The sequence below is a fragment of the Affinundibacterium fentianense genome (genome assembly GCF_018139545.1).
Taxonomy (GTDB): domain Bacteria; phylum Pseudomonadota; class Gammaproteobacteria; order Burkholderiales; family Burkholderiaceae_D; genus Undibacterium; species Undibacterium fentianense.
Genome location: NZ_JAGSPJ010000005.1, coordinates 380,642 through 402,310, shown reverse-complemented (window position 1 = coordinate 402,310; position 21,669 = coordinate 380,642). Strand labels below are relative to the sequence as shown.

General features: G+C 45.7%; 16 protein-coding genes and 1 tRNA gene. 9 read left to right on the top strand and 8 right to left on the bottom strand.

Annotation, left to right across the window (positions count from 1 at the left end):
• Positions 1 to 71: 71 nt before the first annotated feature.
• The 8 genes from KDM90_RS13590 to mutM all read right to left on the bottom strand — a co-directional run bounded on the left by KDM90_RS13590 (position 72) and on the right by mutM (position 11,273).
• Positions 72 to 2,066: an acetate--CoA ligase family protein gene (locus KDM90_RS13590; RefSeq protein WP_212676143.1), complete on the bottom strand. Its 1,995-nt coding sequence runs from the start codon at positions 2,064 to 2,066 to the stop codon at positions 72 to 74.
• A gap of 275 nt (positions 2,067 to 2,341) precedes the next feature.
• A complete protein-coding gene (locus KDM90_RS13585; protein WP_212676142.1) occupies positions 2,342 to 3,505 on the bottom strand; it encodes an ABC transporter permease in 1,164 nt (387 codons plus the stop codon).
• Entirely contained in the window at positions 3,502 to 4,341 is an 840-nt protein-coding gene (locus KDM90_RS13580) for an ABC transporter ATP-binding protein (protein WP_212676141.1), read from the bottom strand. Before KDM90_RS13580 ends, KDM90_RS13585 begins: the two co-directional genes overlap by 4 nt.
• Before the next feature lie 2 nt (positions 4,342 to 4,343).
• Positions 4,344 to 5,807, bottom strand: a complete 1,464-nt coding sequence (locus KDM90_RS13575; protein WP_212676140.1) for an alpha/beta fold hydrolase — start codon at positions 5,805 to 5,807, stop codon at positions 4,344 to 4,346.
• 234 nt (positions 5,808 to 6,041) lie between these two features.
• Positions 6,042 to 7,193 carry an A/G-specific adenine glycosylase gene (gene mutY, locus KDM90_RS13570; protein WP_212676139.1) on the bottom strand — a complete coding sequence of 384 codons (1,152 nt, stop codon included), beginning with the start codon at positions 7,191 to 7,193 and terminating at the stop codon, positions 6,042 to 6,044.
• Positions 7,194 to 7,238: 45 nt separating this feature from the next.
• Positions 7,239 to 8,333 carry a WD40/YVTN/BNR-like repeat-containing protein gene (locus KDM90_RS13565; RefSeq protein WP_212676138.1) on the bottom strand — a complete coding sequence of 365 codons (1,095 nt, stop codon included), beginning with the start codon at positions 8,331 to 8,333 and terminating at the stop codon, positions 7,239 to 7,241.
• A 108-nt stretch (positions 8,334 to 8,441) separates the two neighbouring features.
• Positions 8,442 to 10,367, bottom strand: coding sequence for a dynamin family protein (locus KDM90_RS13560; RefSeq protein WP_212676137.1), 1,926 nt, complete (start codon positions 10,365 to 10,367; stop codon positions 8,442 to 8,444).
• 84 nt (positions 10,368 to 10,451) lie between these two features.
• Positions 10,452 to 11,273, bottom strand: a complete 822-nt coding sequence (mutM, locus tag KDM90_RS13555; RefSeq protein WP_212676136.1) for a bifunctional DNA-formamidopyrimidine glycosylase/DNA-(apurinic or apyrimidinic site) lyase — start codon at positions 11,271 to 11,273, stop codon at positions 10,452 to 10,454.
• A gap of 172 nt (positions 11,274 to 11,445) precedes the next feature.
• Between mutM and KDM90_RS13550 the strand changes: the two genes are divergently transcribed.
• The 9 genes from KDM90_RS13550 to KDM90_RS13510 all read left to right on the top strand — a co-directional run bounded on the left by KDM90_RS13550 (position 11,446) and on the right by KDM90_RS13510 (position 21,650).
• The gene (locus KDM90_RS13550) at positions 11,446 to 13,245 is read left to right on the top strand and encodes a tetratricopeptide repeat protein (RefSeq protein WP_212676135.1); all 1,800 of its coding nucleotides are present in this window, start codon (positions 11,446 to 11,448) and stop codon (positions 13,243 to 13,245) included.
• A 186-nt stretch (positions 13,246 to 13,431) separates the two neighbouring features.
• Entirely contained in the window at positions 13,432 to 13,977 is a 546-nt protein-coding gene (locus KDM90_RS13545; RefSeq protein ID WP_212676134.1) for an outer membrane lipoprotein LolB, read from the top strand.
• 3 nt (positions 13,978 to 13,980) lie between these two features.
• A complete protein-coding gene (gene ispE / locus KDM90_RS13540; RefSeq protein WP_212676133.1) occupies positions 13,981 to 14,853 on the top strand; it encodes a 4-(cytidine 5'-diphospho)-2-C-methyl-D-erythritol kinase in 873 nt (290 codons plus the stop codon).
• Between the two features lie 99 nt (positions 14,854 to 14,952).
• Positions 14,953 to 15,029: transfer RNA gene (locus KDM90_RS13535), tRNA-Gln, on the top strand.
• Between the two features lie 150 nt (positions 15,030 to 15,179).
• Positions 15,180 to 16,136 carry a ribose-phosphate pyrophosphokinase gene (locus KDM90_RS13530; RefSeq protein ID WP_212676132.1) on the top strand — a complete coding sequence of 319 codons (957 nt, stop codon included), beginning with the start codon at positions 15,180 to 15,182 and terminating at the stop codon, positions 16,134 to 16,136.
• 117 nt (positions 16,137 to 16,253) lie between these two features.
• Positions 16,254 to 16,841 carry a 50S ribosomal protein L25/general stress protein Ctc gene (locus KDM90_RS13525; RefSeq protein ID WP_212676131.1) on the top strand — a complete coding sequence of 196 codons (588 nt, stop codon included), beginning with the start codon at positions 16,254 to 16,256 and terminating at the stop codon, positions 16,839 to 16,841.
• 439 nt (positions 16,842 to 17,280) lie between these two features.
• On the top strand, positions 17,281 to 18,975 hold the full coding sequence (gene ggt / locus KDM90_RS13520; protein WP_438947440.1) for a gamma-glutamyltransferase: 1,695 nt from the start codon (positions 17,281 to 17,283) through the stop codon (positions 18,973 to 18,975).
• A 184-nt stretch (positions 18,976 to 19,159) separates the two neighbouring features.
• Positions 19,160 to 20,674: a class I adenylate-forming enzyme family protein gene (locus KDM90_RS13515; RefSeq protein WP_212676129.1), complete on the top strand. Its 1,515-nt coding sequence runs from the start codon at positions 19,160 to 19,162 to the stop codon at positions 20,672 to 20,674.
• 181 nt (positions 20,675 to 20,855) lie between these two features.
• On the top strand, positions 20,856 to 21,650 hold the full coding sequence (locus KDM90_RS13510) for an oxygen-binding di-iron domain-containing protein (RefSeq protein WP_329605324.1): 795 nt from the start codon (positions 20,856 to 20,858) through the stop codon (positions 21,648 to 21,650).
• The last annotated feature ends 19 nt before the right edge of the window (positions 21,651 to 21,669 follow it).

The window sequence follows — 21,669 nt, the reverse complement described above, 5'->3', positions numbered from 1 at the left end:
TTCTGAATAATACATTGTTGAAAATCATGCTTACGAAGCAAATTTCTATTCGCTTTTATCTCAACACCATTTCAAGTTTTTGCTGCATTTAAATGGTGTTCAGACTGTCGCTTTAGCTCTGAACAAATCAATTCTGCAAAGTTAGTCATCATATTTTTACTTATGACACTAGGTGGAAATTTCAACTCTGGAAGCAGTCCGCTTAACTCGCTCGCCGTATGCACAGTTTGGATACACATATCTAATAAAAACTGAGCACGGAATAGCCATCGCCCTCTTAACTCCGGATCGCTGAAATTGTTCTCGGGTAAGAGAATCAAACTTTCAATTTGGTCGACTGGAATGCCTGAATTCAAAAACTGACTATCGGTGAAATGTATGACCAAAGCACTCGTCTGAGGATCACTTAATAACGCCAACGCAGAGGTATACATATCTGTCCCCTTGGCCGTTATCGGCACCGCATCCAAATAGCAGCTACTCGCATCAATCATTCCAAGTTTCAAATTTCGATCAGAGAACACCTGTTTATATTGTTCGACGACCTTAGATCGCCAGTCCGAGTCGGTAATCGATCCGAAAACCACCACCACGGGAATCCGTCCGCGACAAACAAGTATCTTATTTAAAATCTCCAAGGGTAAATGCGGGGACATTTGGGGCTGGGCATTCACTTCGCAAATTGCCGCGCCACTCTCTAACCATGAGTGTCGAATATCTGGAATTAATAAATCTATCCCCGCCAAATCGAGTCGCATCACTCGCGCGGCTCGCTCCGCAAGTTGGATATTATCGGGATGAGCGAATTCTAAAACTGGCACAATACTACCGCCAGAGGCTACGTTGGCCGCTTGCCTTAAACGCACAAATTGCCCCAAGTGCGGAATCGACTTCAATGTCAATTCTTGCTCGGTCAATAAATCAGAGGCTTCTTGATTGATGTCGATACGCTTCAACAACGCATTGCTGCCGGGCTCACCACGTAGAGGATGTGCATTCAAAATCACCAACAACTCTTCAATCGAATGTTCGCCATCACCGACAACACCGCCTGGGATTCTATGCACAGCCCAGTATGCTTGACCTTGGTAAACTTGGATCCGATAATCTTGTCCGATAAATTGCTTTTCTAAAAGTATCGTAGACGACAATTTCTTCGCTTCTTCAAACGCTTGGCGGACCCCTTCGACGTTTTTCAGTCCGACAAAGACACCTCGACCACCATCCTGATCAGAGGGCTTGATAACGACGGGAAATCCCATTTTTTTCGCTTCTTCAGCTGCTTCCTCCGCGCTTTTAACGATCAATTGCTGACAAACCGGAATTCCCATATTTCTTAGAAAGCGTGAGGTCGCAACTTTGTTTCGCGCAAGGCGCGCCGATATGTTAGGAGTGGCATCCGTAAATGAACTATCGAGCCAGCGCGCATTTCGCCCCCAACCAAACTGAAACACATTTGCGGTAACTCTGACATAGGGTATGTTCAACTGCTGTGCTGCTTGGATAAACCTTAAGGAATTTTGTCCAAGCGGTGCGTGCACTTCCATTCTTTTGATAACAGCACTTAAGTTCGCTTTTATTTGTGGATATGCGTCTGCATGCCTGTCCTGAGACAGTTGACCGCTTTGCCATTGATTAAAATTCTTTGCTGCCCATTCCAATGCGAATTGGTGGGCTATTTGGCCCATACTCAAGGCTGGCATAACAAATGTTTTCGTTAACCTTGCGGATCCCTTAATGCTTGGAATTGTTGGATTAAGGCGCAGCTCTTGCCGCACTGTATCAATTGTCGGATAGCCAGCTTGATGCAACATCGCAAGGCACACCGCAAATATCTGACGCAATGGGATATCTTGCAAAGCACTTAGCTTGGCATATTGTTCTAAGTAACTTGGCAATAATTCGGCGAAATAGGCATGTGAATAAGCCAACGATGATTGCTGTAACTTACTCCAATCGCAATCGATACTGACTGCGAATACTGCTTGCGGCATTCCCGGAAAGTAGCCGGGAATATGTCTAGCCTTACTAATTTTTAAGACTTCTTGAACCAAATCCGTCACCATAATCGCCGCACTTTCAGATCCACGTACTTTTCCTCAGAAAGAATTGATTGAAACTGATTTCACATCTCAAAAACACAAGACAACAATTAAATTAAAAGAATCGAGATGTTTTATTACATTCACGTCCAATTTTCATCGATCAACCCAATAAAGTCCCAATCTCACTCTATTTGGATCAAACAGAGAGTATATTCGATGTAGACAACAAAAAACGGGCCCGAGGGCCCGTTTTCCTTGAATGCTATGCGCAATGTGCTCTAGCACCGACTTGAATACTACTCCATCACCACCTCTCGCATCTTTGACGCAACGAAATACAGACTGGCGGTCACGATTAACACGCAAACACCAATTGCAATCAACATGGGATGCGCACCGACCAACTCGCCTTTTAAGACCTGATTCATCATTTGTGTTTGTGCCATCACGGGTACCCATGCTAACCATGCTGGCTCTTTTCCCGGATTCAAGATGAAAAACATCGGCATAAATGACACGGTCAAACTTAACAGCTGATTTCGTACATTCGCCTCTTTAAATGTTTTACAGGTCAAAGACAGTGCGACCTGCAAAGACGAAAGCGCCGCAGCTAAAGGAACAAGGATGAACAAGAACGCCAATGCATCTTTTCCGCCAAATTGAAATTCTGCTTGCAATGCCTCATTTGCGATCACAATTTGTGCGGGAAAGAAACTACTCACCGTCAAAATCACAATCAGCACGCTAACTGACGCGACTGCCGCAGTTTTTCCAAACGCCAATTGAAATCCCGAGACAGGATTCATCATCAATGGCTCCAAAGAACCACGTTCTCGTTCGCCTGCCGTACTATCAATTGCCGCAAACATTCCGCCCATTACAATCGCCATAATCAATACCATCGGCAACATACCAGTGATCGTTACTTTGCGTTCGTCGGGACGACTAATATGACGTTCTTTGATTGCAATCGACTGCAACAACTCGGTAGAAACACCACGCATCATCAGATCCAGACCATTTTTTTCTTGAACAAAGCCACCTAGCAAACGACGCAAAGGATTCAGCCCCATCTCAGCTTGTCGATTCGATGTGTCATAAGCAATTTCAAGTTCAACACGATTACCTTGTGCCATTTCCTTTTCAAAATTCTCTGGAATTAATAGCACGGGCTTGGTTAGCTCCTTCTTCCTTGACTTGTCTTCATAATCCGCAGGCGCAGCTTTGATTTGATACCCTTGACGCAGAATGTAATTTTCTAGAAGCGGAGCGTCTTTCATATTCACTGCAATCACGGTCCTATCGATTGCCTGCGACTCTACCTGCGACATGACGGTCGAAAATACAAAGAGCAACATCGGTACCAAAAGCAATGAACTCGCAAGTACCATCATTAAGGTGCGCCTATCGCGCATTGCGTCTGAAATTTCTTTCCAATAAATGGCAGCAACTTCTCTCATACTAGGCTCCCTTCCACAAGGTTCTTTGCTTTTTCTGTCGATGACAGATAGTTATTTTGGGTTTTATCTAAGAATGCTAACTTGACAAAGGCATCTTCAAAATCAGGCTCCTCCGCTTGCTGCATCAGCTCTTGGACTGTTCCGCCAGCAACCGTTTTTCCCTGCGCAACGATCACCACGTTGTCACACAGACGCTCTACTTCTTGCATAATGTGGGTAGAAAACACGATACATTTACTGCCCCCCTCAGGGGTTCTCAACCATCGTAGAAATTCTCTCAGCGCGCGCGTCGCAACTACATCTAATCCATTCGTAGGTTCATCGAGAATGATATTTTTGGGGTCATGGATCAGTGCGCGAGCCAACGCGATCTTCATTCTTTCACCTTGACTAAATCCTTCAGTACGGCGTTCCAAAAGCTTTTGAATCTCCAACCAATGTGCAAGTTGATCGATGCGTTGTGCAATCAAATCTTTCGCCATTCCATGCAATTTCCCGTAATACTGAATGTTCTCCCGCGCCGTTAAACGAGGATAGAGACCACGTGAGTCAGAGAGGATGCCCAATTTCGCTTGGGTCGCTGTTTGACCTTCTTTGACAGGGATCTGATCAATCAAAATCGAGCCAGAGTCCAACTTCAACATGGAAGCAACCATCCGCAAACTTGTTGTCTTACCTGCTCCATTCGCCCCCAACAATCCGAGTATAGAGCCATCGTTTGCAGTAAAACTGACGCCATTAACAGCTTTGACCTTTTCTTGGGTTCGCGATCCAATACCGAATTTAGGCTTACCCAGTTTCACAAATTCTTTATGTAAATCTTCAACGATAATCATGCCTATTCTCCTGCTTTGTTTATTTCACTTGACGCAGCTTTGGCTGGCATCGGCAGCGCCGGTAACCAGACCAAGGGGCGCGGAATCTGACGTACACAACTACTATCGATCGCCTGTGCCTCGACATCAGTTTTCGCTGCGATAAATTTATCCACTAGCTCTCGAACACAGCCATGCATCAACAATCCATGTCCCGCATTTTGAATACTGACGTGACGTGCTTTTTTTCCCAACGCTTTAGCGACCAATTCACCATTACGGGTCGGTGTTACGGGGTCGATCCCCCCGCTGAGTAACAAAACAGGCGATTGCGTTTCAGGAATCGTGAAGAATTCACTCGGTACTTTTCCACGTGGCCAAGTCGCACAGATCTTGTCGTACATATCACCCATTACCGCCGCAAACTCATCGGGTGTAGGAGTTGACGATCGTGGTTTCGCGTAGGCTTCTGTGCACCAGACCGAGTAATGCATACCCATCGTCAGACTGCCAGGGCCAGGTTGACTAAAACTACCGCTCAATGCCAACAAAGGATCCAGTTTGCCTTTTTCAGCTTGGACAATCGCATACGGCAGTACCGACGTATTCACGGGTGAGTACAAGGCCTTGAATGCCATGCCGACCAAGTCCTCTTTTTGCAAAGTTGCACTCAATGTGTGTCCCAAGCGTGGATGGGTCATGCTGAATTGTCTGGGTGTATGACTCAGTAAGCTTTTCCATGTTTCTGCCAAACCAGGATATGCGTTACGGCATCGTTCCGTTTGTTCACAGTCGGCAAAAATGCCTTCCAACGCTGGCTTAGCATCGGAAGCCAATAAATTCAAATCGGGCGGGACAACGCCATCAATTACCAGACGGCGCACGGATTGTGGAAACTGACGTAAATACTCCAACCCGACTCGCGTACCGTAAGATGCACCGACTAAGTTAATTGATCCGTAATTTTGGACTTTTCTAACAGCCTCTAAATCTTGCACGGCAATGCTAGTCGTGAAAAATTCTAAGTCCCCGTAAGCTAACTTTTGCAGAGCAACTTGACAGGCATGAACCACTCTCAGCATGCCAGCCTGATCCAAAATTTTGTCAGCCGACTCCAAATCGGGGCATTTCAAAGGTGCACTCTTTCCTGTGCCGCGTTGATCAACAAAAACCAAATCGCGTCGACGATTTAATTTCCCTAGCACCGCCTCACCAAATCCTGCGGCAGCAATCGCGCTTTGCCCCGGCCCTCCGGCGAGGAGGAAAACAGCATCGGGCAGTTTATTTCTATCTTGCGAAGGTAAAACCACATAATGCACGTCAATTTTTTTACCGTCAGGTTTGGACGGATCCAGTGGGCGTTGAATCTGACCACAACGGACTTCCTGCGGAAAATTCGGCACGCGGCAGGGTTTTGTATCCGCTAGCGCGATCGCCGGCATTGCTAAGGCAGCAAAACTCAACAAACGAAGCAATTTTGTATGCATGAACAGAAGCTCCTTTTCAATAAAAAATCGATTTAACCTAAGACTGATTTCGATGCAATCACAGTGATACTCGCATTAAGAGGCCACACATAATCCAAGATTGCTTACACATTTTGATTGTCGTAGTTCAAGCGAAAGAAGTAAATCTTGATGTGACGAAATCCCATGTCTTGCGACGAAACACGAGCAAGCTATGACGAAAGTCGAGTTTCAAAAATAGGAAAGTTTTCACTTTCAAGCTTGAAGACGATCGCGTCCCACCGCAAGTTCTTGAAGTATGGTCTTTACGGGGGCCGGCAATGCCAGCTGCTCTAGTTGCTTGAGGGGTGCCCAAGCATATCGGCTATCAGATAATAAAGTTGTGCGATTTGCCAAATGGAAATAAAGTACATCAATCTGCAATCTAAAATGGGTAAAACCATGCGATAGCGAAGGCAATTTAGAACAAGTATGTATCTCACCAAATTGCATTGCAAATTGCTGGATTTCTGGACTATCAAGAGCGATCTGGGTAATCGAACTGGACTCTTGCATCCCAGCAAACTCGGGCAAGGATAAGAGTCCTCCCCAAATTCCCGACATGGGACGTTGCTCAAGTAGAATATCGCCATCGTGCTCCAATAGGAACATCCAAGTTTGCTTTTCTTTTTGCTCGCGCTTCGGCTTCTTTACAGGTAATTCAGCAGTGCGTTGCTCGGCAAATGCGATACATCGGGTTTGAAAAGGGCAGCGCCCACAAGCGGGCTTAGACCGCGTGCATAAGGTAGCCCCTAAATCCATGAGGCCTTGGGTGTAAGATCGGATATCGTACGAAGGCAACAGCGCCTCTGCTCGTAACCACAATTGATTCTCAACTTGCTTTAATCCTGGATAGGCATCGATACCAAAGACACGCGCGAAAACACGTTTCACATTCCCATCCAATATGGCCGCTTTCGTTTCATACGCAAAGGCACTGATAGCTGCCGCGGTAGACCGACCAATTCCCGGCAATTCTTGCAGCAGTCGTGGATCACTCGGAAATTCTCCTTCATACTGGTGAACCACCTGTTGTGCGCATCGGTGCAAATTACGTGCCCTGGTGTAGTAGCCTAGACCACTCCACAAGGTCATCACATCCTCTATCGGTGCAGCGGCCAACGAGCGAACTGTTGGAAAGCGGTGCAAAAATCTCTCGTAGTAAGGAATGACTGCGGCCACCTGCGTTTGTTGCAGCATAATTTCTGAAAGCCAAATTCGATAGGCGTCACACGTTTTTTGCCAAGGCAAGGCATGCCTACCATGTTCCCGCTGCCACGCGATAAGTGCGGCGGAAAAACTAGGGTCAAAATAAATTGAATCAGATTGATTGTCACGTTGAGGTGGTAAGGACAGTTGTTTTTTCATGAAAACGTCAGTTTAAATTACAATGAACGTGGGTCTGCAAGGCCGTCATTTTCGAGCCAAGCGCTTCCCTGCATATTTCATGATGAGCCCCTTAGGACCGACTGCCCAGCCATGCAATGCATCGGCAAATGCCATGGCATTGAGTGGTGTTTCGCCGAGCACCTCCCAAGTCGCCCCGCCATCTTTACTCACGCCCGAACCGGCAAGACCACCGACAACAAATATCCCCTGCTGTCCTGGGACAGCAACAACAACGGATAGAAAACCGACGGGTAAGGCCGTTGTTGCACGCCAAGTTTTACCACCGTCTTCTGTGAGTACCGCATTGACACCTTCCTCTTTCGCCTTTTGATAGTCACCACCGACTGCCATCCCCATTTGCGAATTCGTAAACGCAATCGAGAACAAGCCTCGAGGCGGTTTCCCTGCCGCTAATGGCGTACTCGATACCTCCCAGGTTTGCCCTCTATCCACTGAATAAAAGACACGTGTTTTTTCCGCACCACCCGTCACTAACCAAATTGCATCGCGACCATGGGTGGCTACGCAAGTTCCACTGGCAGCAAAAGCCCCTTCGTTTGCCAATGCGTTCAATTGATTCGAATCTCGCGCGGCTGGACGCCAATTCTGACCACCATCTTGGGTGAGTAAAACTTGAAATTGACCATTCACTGGATCACCATAAATCACGCCATTTTGCGCATCCCAAAAATCAATCGCATCCCAAAAACCGCTCGCCTCCTGATTGACTAGAACACGTTCCCAATGCTCACCACCGTCGCGTGTTTTGTAAATCGTCGAGGCCTTGCCGGGGCCCGCGCTCATTGCAATCGCCGTACTTTTATCCAATCCTTGAATGTCACGAAAATCAAGAGCGATTGCCTCAGGATCGGATTTCGCGATCGATACGTTCTCCCAAGTCTCTCCGTCCGTCGTTCTCAAGACGGTTCCTTTTGCGCCACTCGCCCATGCGACGTTCTTATTCACAACTGAGAGCCCCCGTAACTCAACTTGAACTGGGCTCTCGACTTTTTTCCATTGCTCTTGCGCGGCAACCGGTACACTCCCGGCGAAAAATAGGGCCGAAACGAGGGCGAGGTGTGATCCGATCAAGTAGGGGAAGTGGATCGGCTGGCTCATTCTTTTCATTGATTATGTCCTATTCTATAAATAAAAAACGCCTATAAATCATTCAATTTACAGGCGTTTAAAAATAACGCACTCGCCAACAAAACGACTTGCAAATAGCTAGACCGCTGAAACTTCAAATGCCAAAGCTTGTTGTATCTGTTGACGCAAATGTTCTAAGGTTTTCTTTTGTTCTTCAACTTCTGCCATCATGACTTCAAATGCAGAAATCTTTTCTTCCAAACTGTCCGTGGCGACATGAATTCTCTGTATCGATTGCATCCGATTTTTTAACTGATTTTTGTGCTCACGAATTTGTGCCTCAATCGGTGCCATCACCACTTTCTGCCAAGCTTCTACATCTCGGTTTGCCTGTGAAAAACTTTGCTTCACTCGTGCAGAGATCGAGTCAAAAAACTTTTGCATCAATACTTTCTGGGAAGTCGTCATCAAAGTAATCGTGCTGAACTGGCGCTGAAAAACAGACTCGATGGCTGTAATTTCTTGCATGTATTTATCCAAAGAAAAAGGCATTGGTGCAGTCAATGCCAGACCGTGTTCGGTCGAAAACTTGCGATACATGATCGCCATCATCTCGGCTATTTCGTCTGTTTTTCGGTTTGATGCTTGTAAATTGGTCTTCACCTGAGTAAAAAATTTCTTAATCGCTTCTTTGAGTCCCAATGAAAATTTACTCGCTTCCATTTCTTCACGTGCGGACTTAATTTCTTCCTTGAGAATATCCATTCCCAATGTCGTATAAACCTCTGTCGATAATCTAGTAAAAACGGCACGTGTACCTTGCATCTTCATCAGGCTCGCGTCAAATTCTTGCTTCTCCAGTGTGACACGTTTCATCATGTGTTCAATCACATTTTGATTTTTTCCCCGTAAGCTTTTCAGTTCGTGCAATTGCTCACTGACCCCACGACCACGCGCATTGATGACTGCATATTGACCATCGGTAATCTCTTGAATATCGCTTGCCAACTGGGAACGAATAATGCCTTTCTTCGACGGAATTAACTCTTTAGAGAGTGCGTATTCTAATTTCGGTAAACGACTCTTGGCTAACAGCGGCGCGTCTTTATTGATTTTTGCCACCAAGCCTTTTTGCGCGGAGATTGGAAATACCTGCTTTTGTTCGAGACTCAGTGTATGTGCCACTGATTCAATTTGATTTTTAATTTGTTGTTCAATTTCTTCTGGCGTACGCAGTTCATCCCACATACTATCAATCTTGTTCAGAACGACCATTCTGCCTGGTCCGCTTCCAATATGATCGCGCCAAACTTCAATATCACTTTTGGTCACACCCGTGTCTGCGGCCAAGATAAATAAGACTGCATGCGCATTCGGGATCAGGTTCAAGGTCAACTCGGGCTCAGTACCAATTGCATTGAGACCTGGCGTGTCGACAATAATTAAGCCTTGCTTTAGCAAAGGATGAGGGAAATTAACGATCGCATGACGCCATTGAGAAATTTCTACCAGACCATCGTCATCGACCTCTAAAGCCGCATCCGGATCGGATTCGTCATACAAGCCATACGATTTAGCCAATTCCTTAGTAACCCGTTTGGTCAGGCTCACTTGTTTAAATGCTTCGAGCATCCCGTCGCCGGACTTGGTATCAAGTGGTAGAACGGTCCAAATATGTTGGTTACCTTTGTACTCTGTCGTGCTTAAGGCCTCACTACGTGTCTCAATAGGTAATAATCGAATACATGGCGGCATACTTTCGTCGTACATGAGCTCCGTTGGGCACATTGTTGTACGACCTGCTGACGAAGGTAAAATTCGTTGACCATAATCAGCAAAGAAGATTGCATTGATGAGTTCCGACTTACCTCGAGAAAATTCAGCGACGAAAGCAATGGTTAATTTGTCATCAACCAAACGCTCCTTTAAACGCATAATTCGTTGGTCTAGGATGCTATCTGCGAAATCAGAGCTGGAAATCCAAGCACGGTATTGCTCAATTGCCTGAGCGACGCCTCTGCGCCATCCGCTGTATTCCTCAAAGTTCTGAACCAAATTACTCATAGTATCCTCAAATTTTTTCTTGTCGTGCATCGCCGGATTGACGCCGGCATAGCGCTGAGAAACTCAACAATATGACATTCTGGCTTATTTTTGACAATTTACACAATAAAAGCTACTTCGCTGCCCTTGCACGATGTGTCTAATTGTCCCTTGACAAATACGGCAAGGCTCGCCAGCGCGGTCATAAACAAAATAAGTTTGCTGAAAATAGCCCGTCTTGCCATCGGCACCGACAAAATCCTTCAGCGTGCTCCCTCCCTTTACAATCGCTTCGGCCAAAATACTACGAATCGCAACTCGCAATTTTTGATAGCGCTTAAGGCCTATTCTGTGCGCCGCCGTTTTAGGGTTAATTCCTGCACGAAACAAACTTTCGCAGGCATAAATGTTCCCGACACCAACTACGATATCTCCAGCAAGCAAGACTTGTTTAATTGCAGCTTGGCGTTGCCGAGTCTGCCGAAATAGGAGATCGTCGGTGAAATCATCGGTCAACGGTTCGACTCCAAGATGTCTCAACAACACGTGCTCTTCCAGCAATCCGTCCGTTTGATCATGCCAAAGAACCGCACCAAAACGGCGCGGATCAGTTAGTCGAAGCATGTGCTTACCCATAATAATATCAACATGATCATGTTTTTGTGGGGGTGTGTCGCTCGGCATCACCCGCAAATTGCCCGACATTCCCAAATGAATCAATAAACTTCCATGGGGAAAATGTAGTAATAAGTACTTACCGCGTCGCCCCGCAGATAAAATTTCCTTACCGACTAATTTTGTATTGAGATCCGATGGAAATGGCCATCGCAATCCGTCACGGCGCAAAATCAGCGCCGTAATTTGTTGCCCGATGACGTGCGGACTAACGCCTAAACGGGTAACTTCAACTTCCGGTAATTCAGGCATATCACTCCTTGAACGCAAACTTCATTTACAGCTTATATACAAGTTGACACAATTGGCTGCACGTTTCAGCGTAAAATCACTTCCGAACTGAGGCAGTGCAAATCTATTGTACCGACAAGACAAAAGACTTGTAATCTGTCGAGCATTGCTTATTTTAAATTGATGGAATCGCATGAAATTAACCCAACGTGTTGCTTACCACGCACTTGCAAGTGCTTCTCTTCTGTTTTGTAGCTCCACAATTGTGCAAGCGCAAACCCCTTCTTCGCAAGATAAAATTCCTCTCAGTAAGCCAATCAATAAAAAAAGCAAAGCGGTCAAAGTTCCTGAGGATCACAATGCAAACTCGGAAAATACACAGGCAAAAGATATTATGTACAAAGTTACAGCGTCTGAAATTGCTTTGCAACGTGGTGAGTGGCAAAGTGCATTTGTCACGATACTGGGCTTAGCCCAACAAACTAGAGACCCTCGATTTGCCAAGCGCGCAACAGAAATTGCGATGTCAGTACAACAATTAGAAGAGGCAATTGCAGCGAATCGTCTTTGGCAAGAACTTGACACCGGCTCGCAAGAAGCTGCGCAAAATTATTTAAGCTTAATGGTTGTCAAGAATGACTATGCCGAAATTGAAAAATTTTTCGTACTCGCACTCAAGTCAAGCAATGTTCAAGAGCGTGGCAACTTGATATTTCAAATTCAGCGTAGCCTGAATCATCTGAACGATAAACAAGCTGCATTCACTACTTTAGAAAAAATTCTTTCTGAAGACATGAATTTAATTCAAAGTCATATTGCCTTGTCGCGAGCAGCGTATCGTAGTGGTAATCTTGAACGAGCGCAGAAAGAAGCAAAGACTGCGCTGAGTATGTCGCCTGACTCAGAATTAGCGATCTTAACGCTGGCCCAAGCAAGCGAAAAAGCGACTAGCTTTCAATTGGTTGCGGACTTCCTTAAGCAATATCCTGCTGCCAAAGATGTACGTCTAGCCTATGCCAGCATGCTAGTCGATAGTAAGCAATTCGACGCAGCAAGAACTGAATTCCTCGATTTTTTGCAAACGCCAGGCAAGGTTGACCTGACGCACGCCCAGATTCTTTACAGCTTAGGGAGCATTGAATTGGAGGCTGGACAACTTAACACCGCAGAAAAGTATTTTCATGAATTTCTCACAAAAATCAGCGAAAACGATGACCCCAGTTCTGCTTACCTTAGCTTGGCACAAATCGCCCTTCAGCGAAAGGATAAGCTCAATGCGGATCAATGGCTAGGCAAAATCCCTTTCAATGACGGGAAAAACCCCGCTTGGTTCAATATTCAAATGCGCAGAGCACAACTATTGGCAAGTGATAACAAATTCCTTGAGGCTCGCCAGTTCTTGCAGAACATTGCGACGACAAAAGACAGTGAGCAGATCTTGTTGCTTCAAACCGAAGCACAGATCATGCGTGATGCGGGACAAGTGACAGAAGCGTTTGTTGTGCTGCAAATGGCATTGGGAGAGTTCCCAGGTAGTGCCGAACTTCTTTATGATTTTGCGATGTTAGCGGAAAGTCTAAAACAGTTCTCAGATATGGAACTCGCACTTAAGCAATTAATCCAAATCGCTCCAAGCAACGCGCTGGCATATAACGCTCTTGGCTATTCTTACGCAGATCGCAATCTCAATCTCGATGAAGCGCACGCCCTAATAGAAACCGCAAATCGTTTGAATCCCAACGACCCTTACATTCTCGATAGCCTAGGATGGATTAAATTTCGGCTTAAACAATATGAAGATGCGGAACATTTCTTACGCCGCTCACTCAGTATGCGCAAAGACGCCGACGTAGCGGTTCATCTGGCTGAAGTTTTATGGATACAAAATAGAAAAGATGAAGCTATCCGTCTCTTTGTAGAAGCGCGCCAAAAGGATCCGCAAAGTGCCATTCTGAAGAGCACTTTACTTAGATTAACCGTGAATTTACCTTAGTTTGTCATCATCGTGACGCTCCCTCGCGGTGTAGTCACGTTGTCTTACAAAGGACACAACACAGTCAACTACGCTGGAAAATCGAACGTGCCAAACTCTATTTACTCATACAAATTCGATCTGAGAAACTGCTTCACTCGCTCATTGTTACGATTTCTATGTATATTCACTTGTTGTCTCTCCTTCGTGGCATGTAGTACAACGCAGCCATTACTGACATCCAAAACGAATATCCATCGACAATGGCAAAACGATCTTCAATTAAATGGACGGATTTCCGTTCAATATCAGCAAAATGAAGCGACAGAAACACTCACTGGTAGCTTTGAATGGCAGCAAACTTCACAAGATCTACAGATTCATTTGCGCTCTCCTTTAGGGCAAACAATTGCGACAATCTTTGAAAATAGCGAAGGTGCTCGCCTTGAGCAGGCGAAGCAGCCACCACGCTATGCGCAAAATATCGAGCAATTACTGTCTGAGAACTTTGCTTGGTCGATTCCTGCACAAGGCCTCAAAGCGTGGTTACAAGGTTTGCATTTCGACGAAAAAGGCCAGCCGCAAATGGTTCTTGCGCAAGACTATACGACCATACAATCGCGAGGTTGGATGGTGCAATTTGTCAGCTGGCAAGACGTTGATGGCGTGACCAGACCCAAACGCATCGACCTACAGAGAAACACTGAGGACATGGGTGAAATTAAAGTCCGCATCATCACAGAATGGAAATAAGACATGTCTTCCGAAGTTGTACTATTAGGCTGCCCCGCGCCTGCAAAACTCAATCTTTTTTTGCACATTATCGGGCGTCGAGACGACGGCTATCATCTTCTACAAAGCGTTTTTCAGCTAATCGATCGTTGCGACACTTTAGATTTTTATGTGCGTAACGACCGCCAGATTAAGCGCATCAATTCGGTTCATGGCGTCCCTGAAAATGACGATCTATGCGTCCGTGCGGCAAGGCTTCTGCAACAATATTCGAATAGTCAACTTGGCGCGGATATTCAACTCCATAAAGTCTTACCGATGGGAGGTGGCGTCGGTGGCGGTTCATCGGACGCAGCAACCACTTTACTCGCCTTGAATTATTTGTGGGGCTGCCATCTCCAAGAAGCAGAATTAATGCATCTGGGACTCCAGCTTGGTGCAGACGTACCATTTTTTATTGGTCGCACAAATGCGTTTGTTGAGGGAATCGGCGAACAAATGACCTCTCTTGCAACGCCGGAACGATGGTTTCTTGTGATAGAACCAGGCGTGCATGTACCCACCCCGACAATATTTTCAGCCAAAGAGTTGACAAGAAACACGAAGCCCGTCAAAATAACGGACTTTTCCAATGCAGCGAAAGTTGAATGGAAAAATGATCTGCAAGCTGTTGCTTGTGCTTTGCATACCGAAATTCAACAAGCCATCGATTGGTTAAGGCAGTTTGAATTAAACATCGGAGATGCGAAAATGACCGGATCTGGTTCTTGTGTATTTTGCTCATTTGCAGATGAAGAAACTGCAAAATCAATACAAAGCAAAGTACCAAATCGCTGGAAGTCATGGACTGCAAAAGCACTTAGTCAACACCCTATAAATTCAAAGATTAATTTATAGATTGCAGCATAAAAAATTTGGTTGATTGCTGATTTCGATATAAAATAGCGGCTTCGCTGCTTATCAAAAACGAAGTAAGCAATTGATAAACGGTTGTGTAGGGGAATCGCCAAGCTGGTTAAGGCACCGGATTTTGATTCCGGCATGCAAAGGTTCGAATCCTTTTTCCCCTGCCATTTAATTCCCAAGCCGCCGCATACAAAATGATGCGGCGGCTTTTCGGTTTTTTACGGCGGTATTTTCAGTAATCATTACAACAAGAATTTAAAAAGTGATACTGAGTATTGTTCTCTTGAAGTGGCTTTTTTATTCCCTTAGGTGATCTCATGGCACACCCTCTCGACAACATGATGGTCTTTACTGGTAATGCCAATCCTGCTTTAGCAGCAGGTGTTGCAAAGCAACTCGGTATTCGCCTCGGTAAAGCAGACGTTTCCAAGTTTTCTGATGGCGAAGTGATGGTCGAAATCAACGAAAACGTCCGCGGTAAAGATGTTTTCGTGTTGCAATCGACTTGTGCACCAACAAACGACAACCTGATGGAAATCATGTTGATGGTCGATGCGTTAAAGCGCGCTTCAGCTGGTCGTATTACCGCTGCGATCCCTTACTTTGGTTATGCACGTCAAGATCGCCGTCCACGTTCTGCGCGGGTTGCGATTTCTGCCAAAGTGGTCGCCAATATGTTGGAAGAAGCAGGAGTTGGTCGCGTATTGATTATGGATTTGCATGCAGATCAAATCCAAGGCTTCTTTGATATTCCAGTAGATAATATTTATGCATCACCTATTCTGCTGGGTGACTTGGTTGCCAAGAATTATGATGATTTATTAGTGGTTTCACCTGACGTCGGTGGCGTAGTTCGTGCCCGTGCTTTGGCAAAACGTTTAGGTTGTGACTTGGCGATTATTGATAAGCGTCGTCCAAAAGCCAATGTATCCGAAGTGATGAATATCATCGGCGAAGTTGAAGGTCGTAACTGCGTGATCATGGATGACATGGTTGATACTGCGGGCACTTTGACCAAAGCAGCTGAAGTATTAAAAGAACGTGGCGCGAAAAAAGTGTTGGCATATTGCACACATCCTGTTTTATCTGGCCCAGCGATTGATCGTATCAACAATTCGCCATTAGACGAATTAGTGGTCACCGATACAATTCCACTGTCTGCCGCTGCACAAGCTTGCCCTAAGATCCGTCAATTGTCATGTGATAGTCTATTAGCGGAAACTTTCCGCCGCATTACTAAAGGCGAATCTGTTATTTCTTTGTTCTCTGAATAAAGAAACGGTTTTCGGCGGGTCAGTTTTTTAATACTGACCCGCTTTTTCACTTTCCTGGTCGCGGGAAAGTCAACGCAATGTTAATTTGAAATACATTGCTTATTTTGGAGTATTAAAATGAAAGTAGTCGCATTTGCACGTAAAGAACAGGGCACCGGAGCGAGCCGCCGCCTGCGTAATGCTGGTCAAACACCTGGCATCATCTACGGTGGTACAGAGCCAGCAGTGAATATCTCTTTGGATCACAATGCATTGTTCCATGCATTGAAAAAAGAAGTATTCCACTCTTCCATTCTCGATATGGATGTTGATGGCAAAGTAGAAAAAGTATTGTTGCGCGATTTCCAAATGCACGCGTTTAAACAATTGGTATTGCACGCTGACTTCCAACGCGTTGATCCGAACAAAAAGATCCACGTAAAAGTGCCTCTGCATTTTGTTAACGCAGAAGTTTCTCCTGCGGTTAAATTGTCTGCTGCTGTTATCAGCCACGTAGCCGTTGAATTGGACGTAGAATGCTTGCCAGCAGACTTGCCAGAATTCATCGAAGTTGATTTGTCTAAAGTTGAAGCTGGTCAATCTGTACACGTATCTGCATTGAAATTGCCAAAAGGCGTTTCTGCTGTTGTACACGGTGATGATGCGACAGTTGCAATCGCTGTTAAACCAGCTGGTGCAGCTTCTGCAGAAGCTGACGCAAAATAATTTAAAAGCTTTATCTTTTAAATTGAAAAGCCACCCTCGCCGGTGGCTTTTTTTTGTCAAAATGTTCGCTCAGAACAATTGATCGTTCGCTCGTGCTGGGACGCATCTTTCATTTCGCTGAAATCACTCGTGACATCAAATACATAGCAATTCCCATCATAGCACTTGGACACTTGGGCCATCGCACCAATTAAACTCCCGCCGATCATCACATTACAAAAAGAATTTTTAATTTTTTATTTAGAGACAAAATCGATATTCTGCCCTCGACATCTTTGCGAGACTTAGCGACAATTCATGCCTTATGGCAAGGGCTGTATGTTTTTACAAAAAGCCTCCCAAGCGCACTATCGCCGTCACTCATCTAGATGAAGGAACACCTGTGTCTTTTCTCAATCCTATTCGCTTTACCATTATCGCTGCAGCGATTGCGGCCTCCATTATTACCCCCGTTCAACACAGCTTTGCACAAGGGACTGGGGCACAAATTCAATACGACACGAGCTTTGATATCGTTAGTCCAATAAGAGCAAAAAATGGCATGGTTTCGAGCGAACAAGTGTTGGCATCGCAAATAGGTCTCGATGTTTTAAAAAAGGGAGGGAACGCGATTGATGCCGCTGTGGCAGTTGGATTTGCCCTAGCGGTTGTATTACCTCACGCCGGCAATATTGGCGGCGGGGGCTTCATGCTAATACACGATGCAAAAAGTGGAAAAGATATTGCTCTTGATTTCCGCGAACTGGCACCAGCATTAGCCCATCGCGACATGTTTTTAAACAATGGCGGCGATATTATCCCTGGCAGCTCCACCTCGAGCCACTTAGCGGTTGGCGTACCTGGCACAGTTGCAGGTTTAGACCTAGCATTACGCCAATACGGTACTATGTCACTCAAAGAATTGCTGGAACCTTCGATTGCATTAGCAGAAGCTGGCTTCGAAGTGACGCCTTATCTCGCCCAACTTCTTGAAGCAAGCCGTAAGCAATTAGGCAAATGGCCATCCAGTCGCGCAATTTTTTTCAAAGGTGATCGACCTTTGAAAGCGGGTGAACGATTGGTACAAAAAGATCTCGCACAATCTTTACGCTTGATTGCCGCACATGGACCCAAGGTGTTTTACGAAGGAGAAATTGCACAAAAAATCGTTGCCGAAATGAAGCAGCATCGTGGTCTCATCACAGCCGAAGATATGAAAAACTATCGCGCCATCGAACGTCAGGCTGTCACAGGCAACTATCGTGGCTATCAGGTCGTTTCTATGCCGCCACCGAGTTCTGGTGGTGTTCATGTAATTCAAATGTTAAACATGCTCGAACACTTCCCTTTGGGTCAACAAGGATTAAACAGCGCTCAGACTATCCATGAAATGACTGAGGTGATGAAATTAGCCTACGCAGATCGCGCGGAGTATTTAGGCGACCCTGAGTTTGTCAAAGTCCCTGTCGCAGGATTAACGTCGAAAAAGTATGCGGAAGAATTAGTGAAGAAGATCGATTTACGTCGTGCCACCCCCTCGACCCAAATCAAGCCTGGCAAGCCGCTTCCCTATGAGAGCGATCAAACAACGCACTTCTCAGTGGCAGATCGCTTTGGCAATGTGGTCGCAACTACCTATACCTTAAATCTCCTATTTGGCAGTGGCATCGTCGCCACTGGCACCGGTATCACTTTAAACAATGAAATGGACGATTTTTCTGTCAAAGCTGGAGTCCCGAACGCATTTGGTCTGATCGGAGGCGAAGCGAATGCAGTAGCAGCAAATAAACGTCCACTGAGCTCAATGACACCAACGATGGTTTTGAAGGACGGGAAACCGTATTTGGTCACTGGCAGCCCTGGCGGTAGCCGCATCATCACAACGACCTTACAAATCATACTGAACGTCATTGACCATCAAATGAATGCTGCGGAAGCCACGATTGCACCGAGAATTCACCATCAATGGGAACCCGACACGATACGCTTGGAACGTGGATTTAATGCCGACACCTTGGAAATTCTCAAACAAAAAGGACATCAATTTAGCATTGGCAGGTCTATGGGTAGGACCCAAACAATCAAAGTAACTCCAGAGGGCTTTGAAGCCTACGCTGATCCACGTAATCCAGACGGTCGCGCTTTGGGTTACTGATCCTCGTCGAACCACAATTTGGCTTGCTCCATCGCTTTTTAATCGGTCGAGCGAGCCAAGCAATCAGCATTTCTGCCGCGTTGAAAATCGAGACATAACAACAATCGAGTATGCGAGTCGGCAGTGTCTATGACCCCACGACATCATTACAGTGCGCCAAATGGCGCATGAATTTACAGGCAATATGAACGCTCAAAACATTACCGATCTTTTGATCCGCCAAGCAAAACAACATCCAGATGCGATTGCAATTAAGCGCAGCCGCTCCAATATCAGCTATTCTCAACTCGACAGCATGGTTTGGAAAACCGCCATGTACCTGCACGAACAGGGCATCCATAAAACTGACGTGGTTGCGCTGCGCTTTGAAAGTGAAATCAAAGTTCTGATATGCATGCTAGCCTGCGCGCGATTAGGAGCGACCGTGGTTTCTGTCCCTACACCGTCCCCACAACTCGCGGAAGCGCAATTATTGCAGCAAGCCCACGCGAATTTTCTATTGGGTGACGTCGACACATTCCAGCACCAAGATGTGCGCCATGTCCTAGTTGAACTTTCCACTATTTCCAAAACAATCAAAACTGTAAATTTCAAAATCCGAGATCCTGAACCAGTGGCACCTTGGCTAATCATCACTGGTTCTGGGTCGACTGGCAAACCTAAAATGATACCAGTCAGTCACGCCACTTGTTTAGCTCGTATGCCCTTGTACAGCTCAAGAATAAAGACTAGTCCACTTGATACGGCAGCATGGTTGTCCCACCTAGACTTTCCTTCGACAAAAAATCAGTGCCTAAATGCCTTGTTTTCTGGTGCGAGTATCGCGTTTTCATCCGAAGAGAAACTTCGCCCTACTGAATTTTGCAAAAAATATCAAGTGACAATTCTGTATGCGGCGGTCAACCGCTTAGAACAAATTATCACGCGTGCAGATCCGGCGAATTTGCCTGTTTTCCCAAGTCTGCGAGCACTGGTTCCGGCGGGAGCAACCGTCAGCGATAGCCTGCGCCAACGGATCAAACATACTCTCACTGAGCACTTAGTCGTTCGATATGGCTGTACCGAGACCGGCCCGATCACAGATGCGATGGCGCCAGAAGTTTATACAGTACCGGGTACTGTTGGCTTGCCGTTGGATGGCGTCAAAATTCGTATTTTGGATGCAAAAGGAAACGCATTGCCAGTTGACGAAATCGGTTTGATCGCCATCCAAAGTCCAGGGATGGTACACGCCTACATGGATGATCAAATCGCAAGCCAACGTGCATTCCGACAAGACGTCTTCATTCCTGGTGATTTGGGTAAGCTCACCGCTGATGGTCAATTAGTCTTTTTTGGTCGAGCCGACCACATGATGAATATGGGCGGCGTCAATATCTATCCAGCTGAAATTGAAGCAACGATTAGTGCCCATCCAAATGTCTTGGATGCCGTAGCACTTCCTTTGCCGTCGAAGAACTTGCAGGATATTCCGGTCTGTGCCGTCCAACTCAAAAATTTGGTCGAAGACACAGCTGAAACATTAAGGGTTTTCTGTCATGAACGCCTTGGCATGCGGGCACCGAAGATCATTTTTATCGTTGAAGAAATTCCTCGAAATGCAATGGGGAAGCTGAATCGCGACGCCATTTATCAAATCATTCAACAGCAAATCGCAACGAGAAAAGCAAACCAAAATGCAGAAGAACAAGTCACGTGACGCATAGTGACCCGAACAAGTCCATTATTGAAATGATCATCAACTACCACCTGAATTGGATAAATCTTTTCGTTTTTTAACAAATATGCGACAGGAACAGCAAATTCTTAATCCAAATCAAAAATGGTCTCAATTTCTATCCTAGAATCAGGATTTAAACGACATTTATTTTGGGGACGCCGTGGCGATCGAATTATTCAATAATGGCAATCACAGCTGCATCATGTTTAATGACTTGGTGACGGGCTCTGCAGAAGATGCGGTACAGGCCAACCAATTTTTGATCGTATCGCATGGCGCTGGCGCATTGCTTGATCCCTCAGGCAATATCACCTACAACGCCTTAACCCTCGCAATGCAAAAATACCTACCGAAGAAAAATCTTCAGTATTTATTTGCCTCCCATCAAGATCCTGACATTATTGGTGCTTTGGATAAGTGGCTTTACAGTACGGATTGCCACCTCTATGTTTCGCAGTTGTGGGCGCGCTTCGTCCCACATTTTTGCAATTTAAATCGCGCCGATGGTCGTATCATCGGTATCCCGGATGAAGGCATGCCTGTCCCCATGCCAGGATCAACGCTGTATGCGATTCCGGCGCACTTTTTACACGCGGAAGGCAATTTTCAGTTTTATGACAGCACTTCAAAAATATTATTTTCGGGCGATATGGGCGCCTCCTTAGTCGATGCCCAAAGTATAAAAACACCCATCACCACCAAGGCCGAGTTTTATGATCAGTTGCATACCATGAGTGGTTTTCACAAACGGTATATGGTATCCAATAAGGTTTGTCGTTTTTGGGTCAATATGGTGCGTCAAATGGAAATTAACATGCTAGTACCCCAGCATGGTCGCTACTTGATGGGTGAAGCGATTCCAGCCTTCTTGGACTGGATCGACAATCTACAGTGTGGCATTGATTTGTTCTCACAAGAACACTATCGCTTCCGTCCATTGCCGCGAACAATATAAAGTCAACTCCACTACGTGA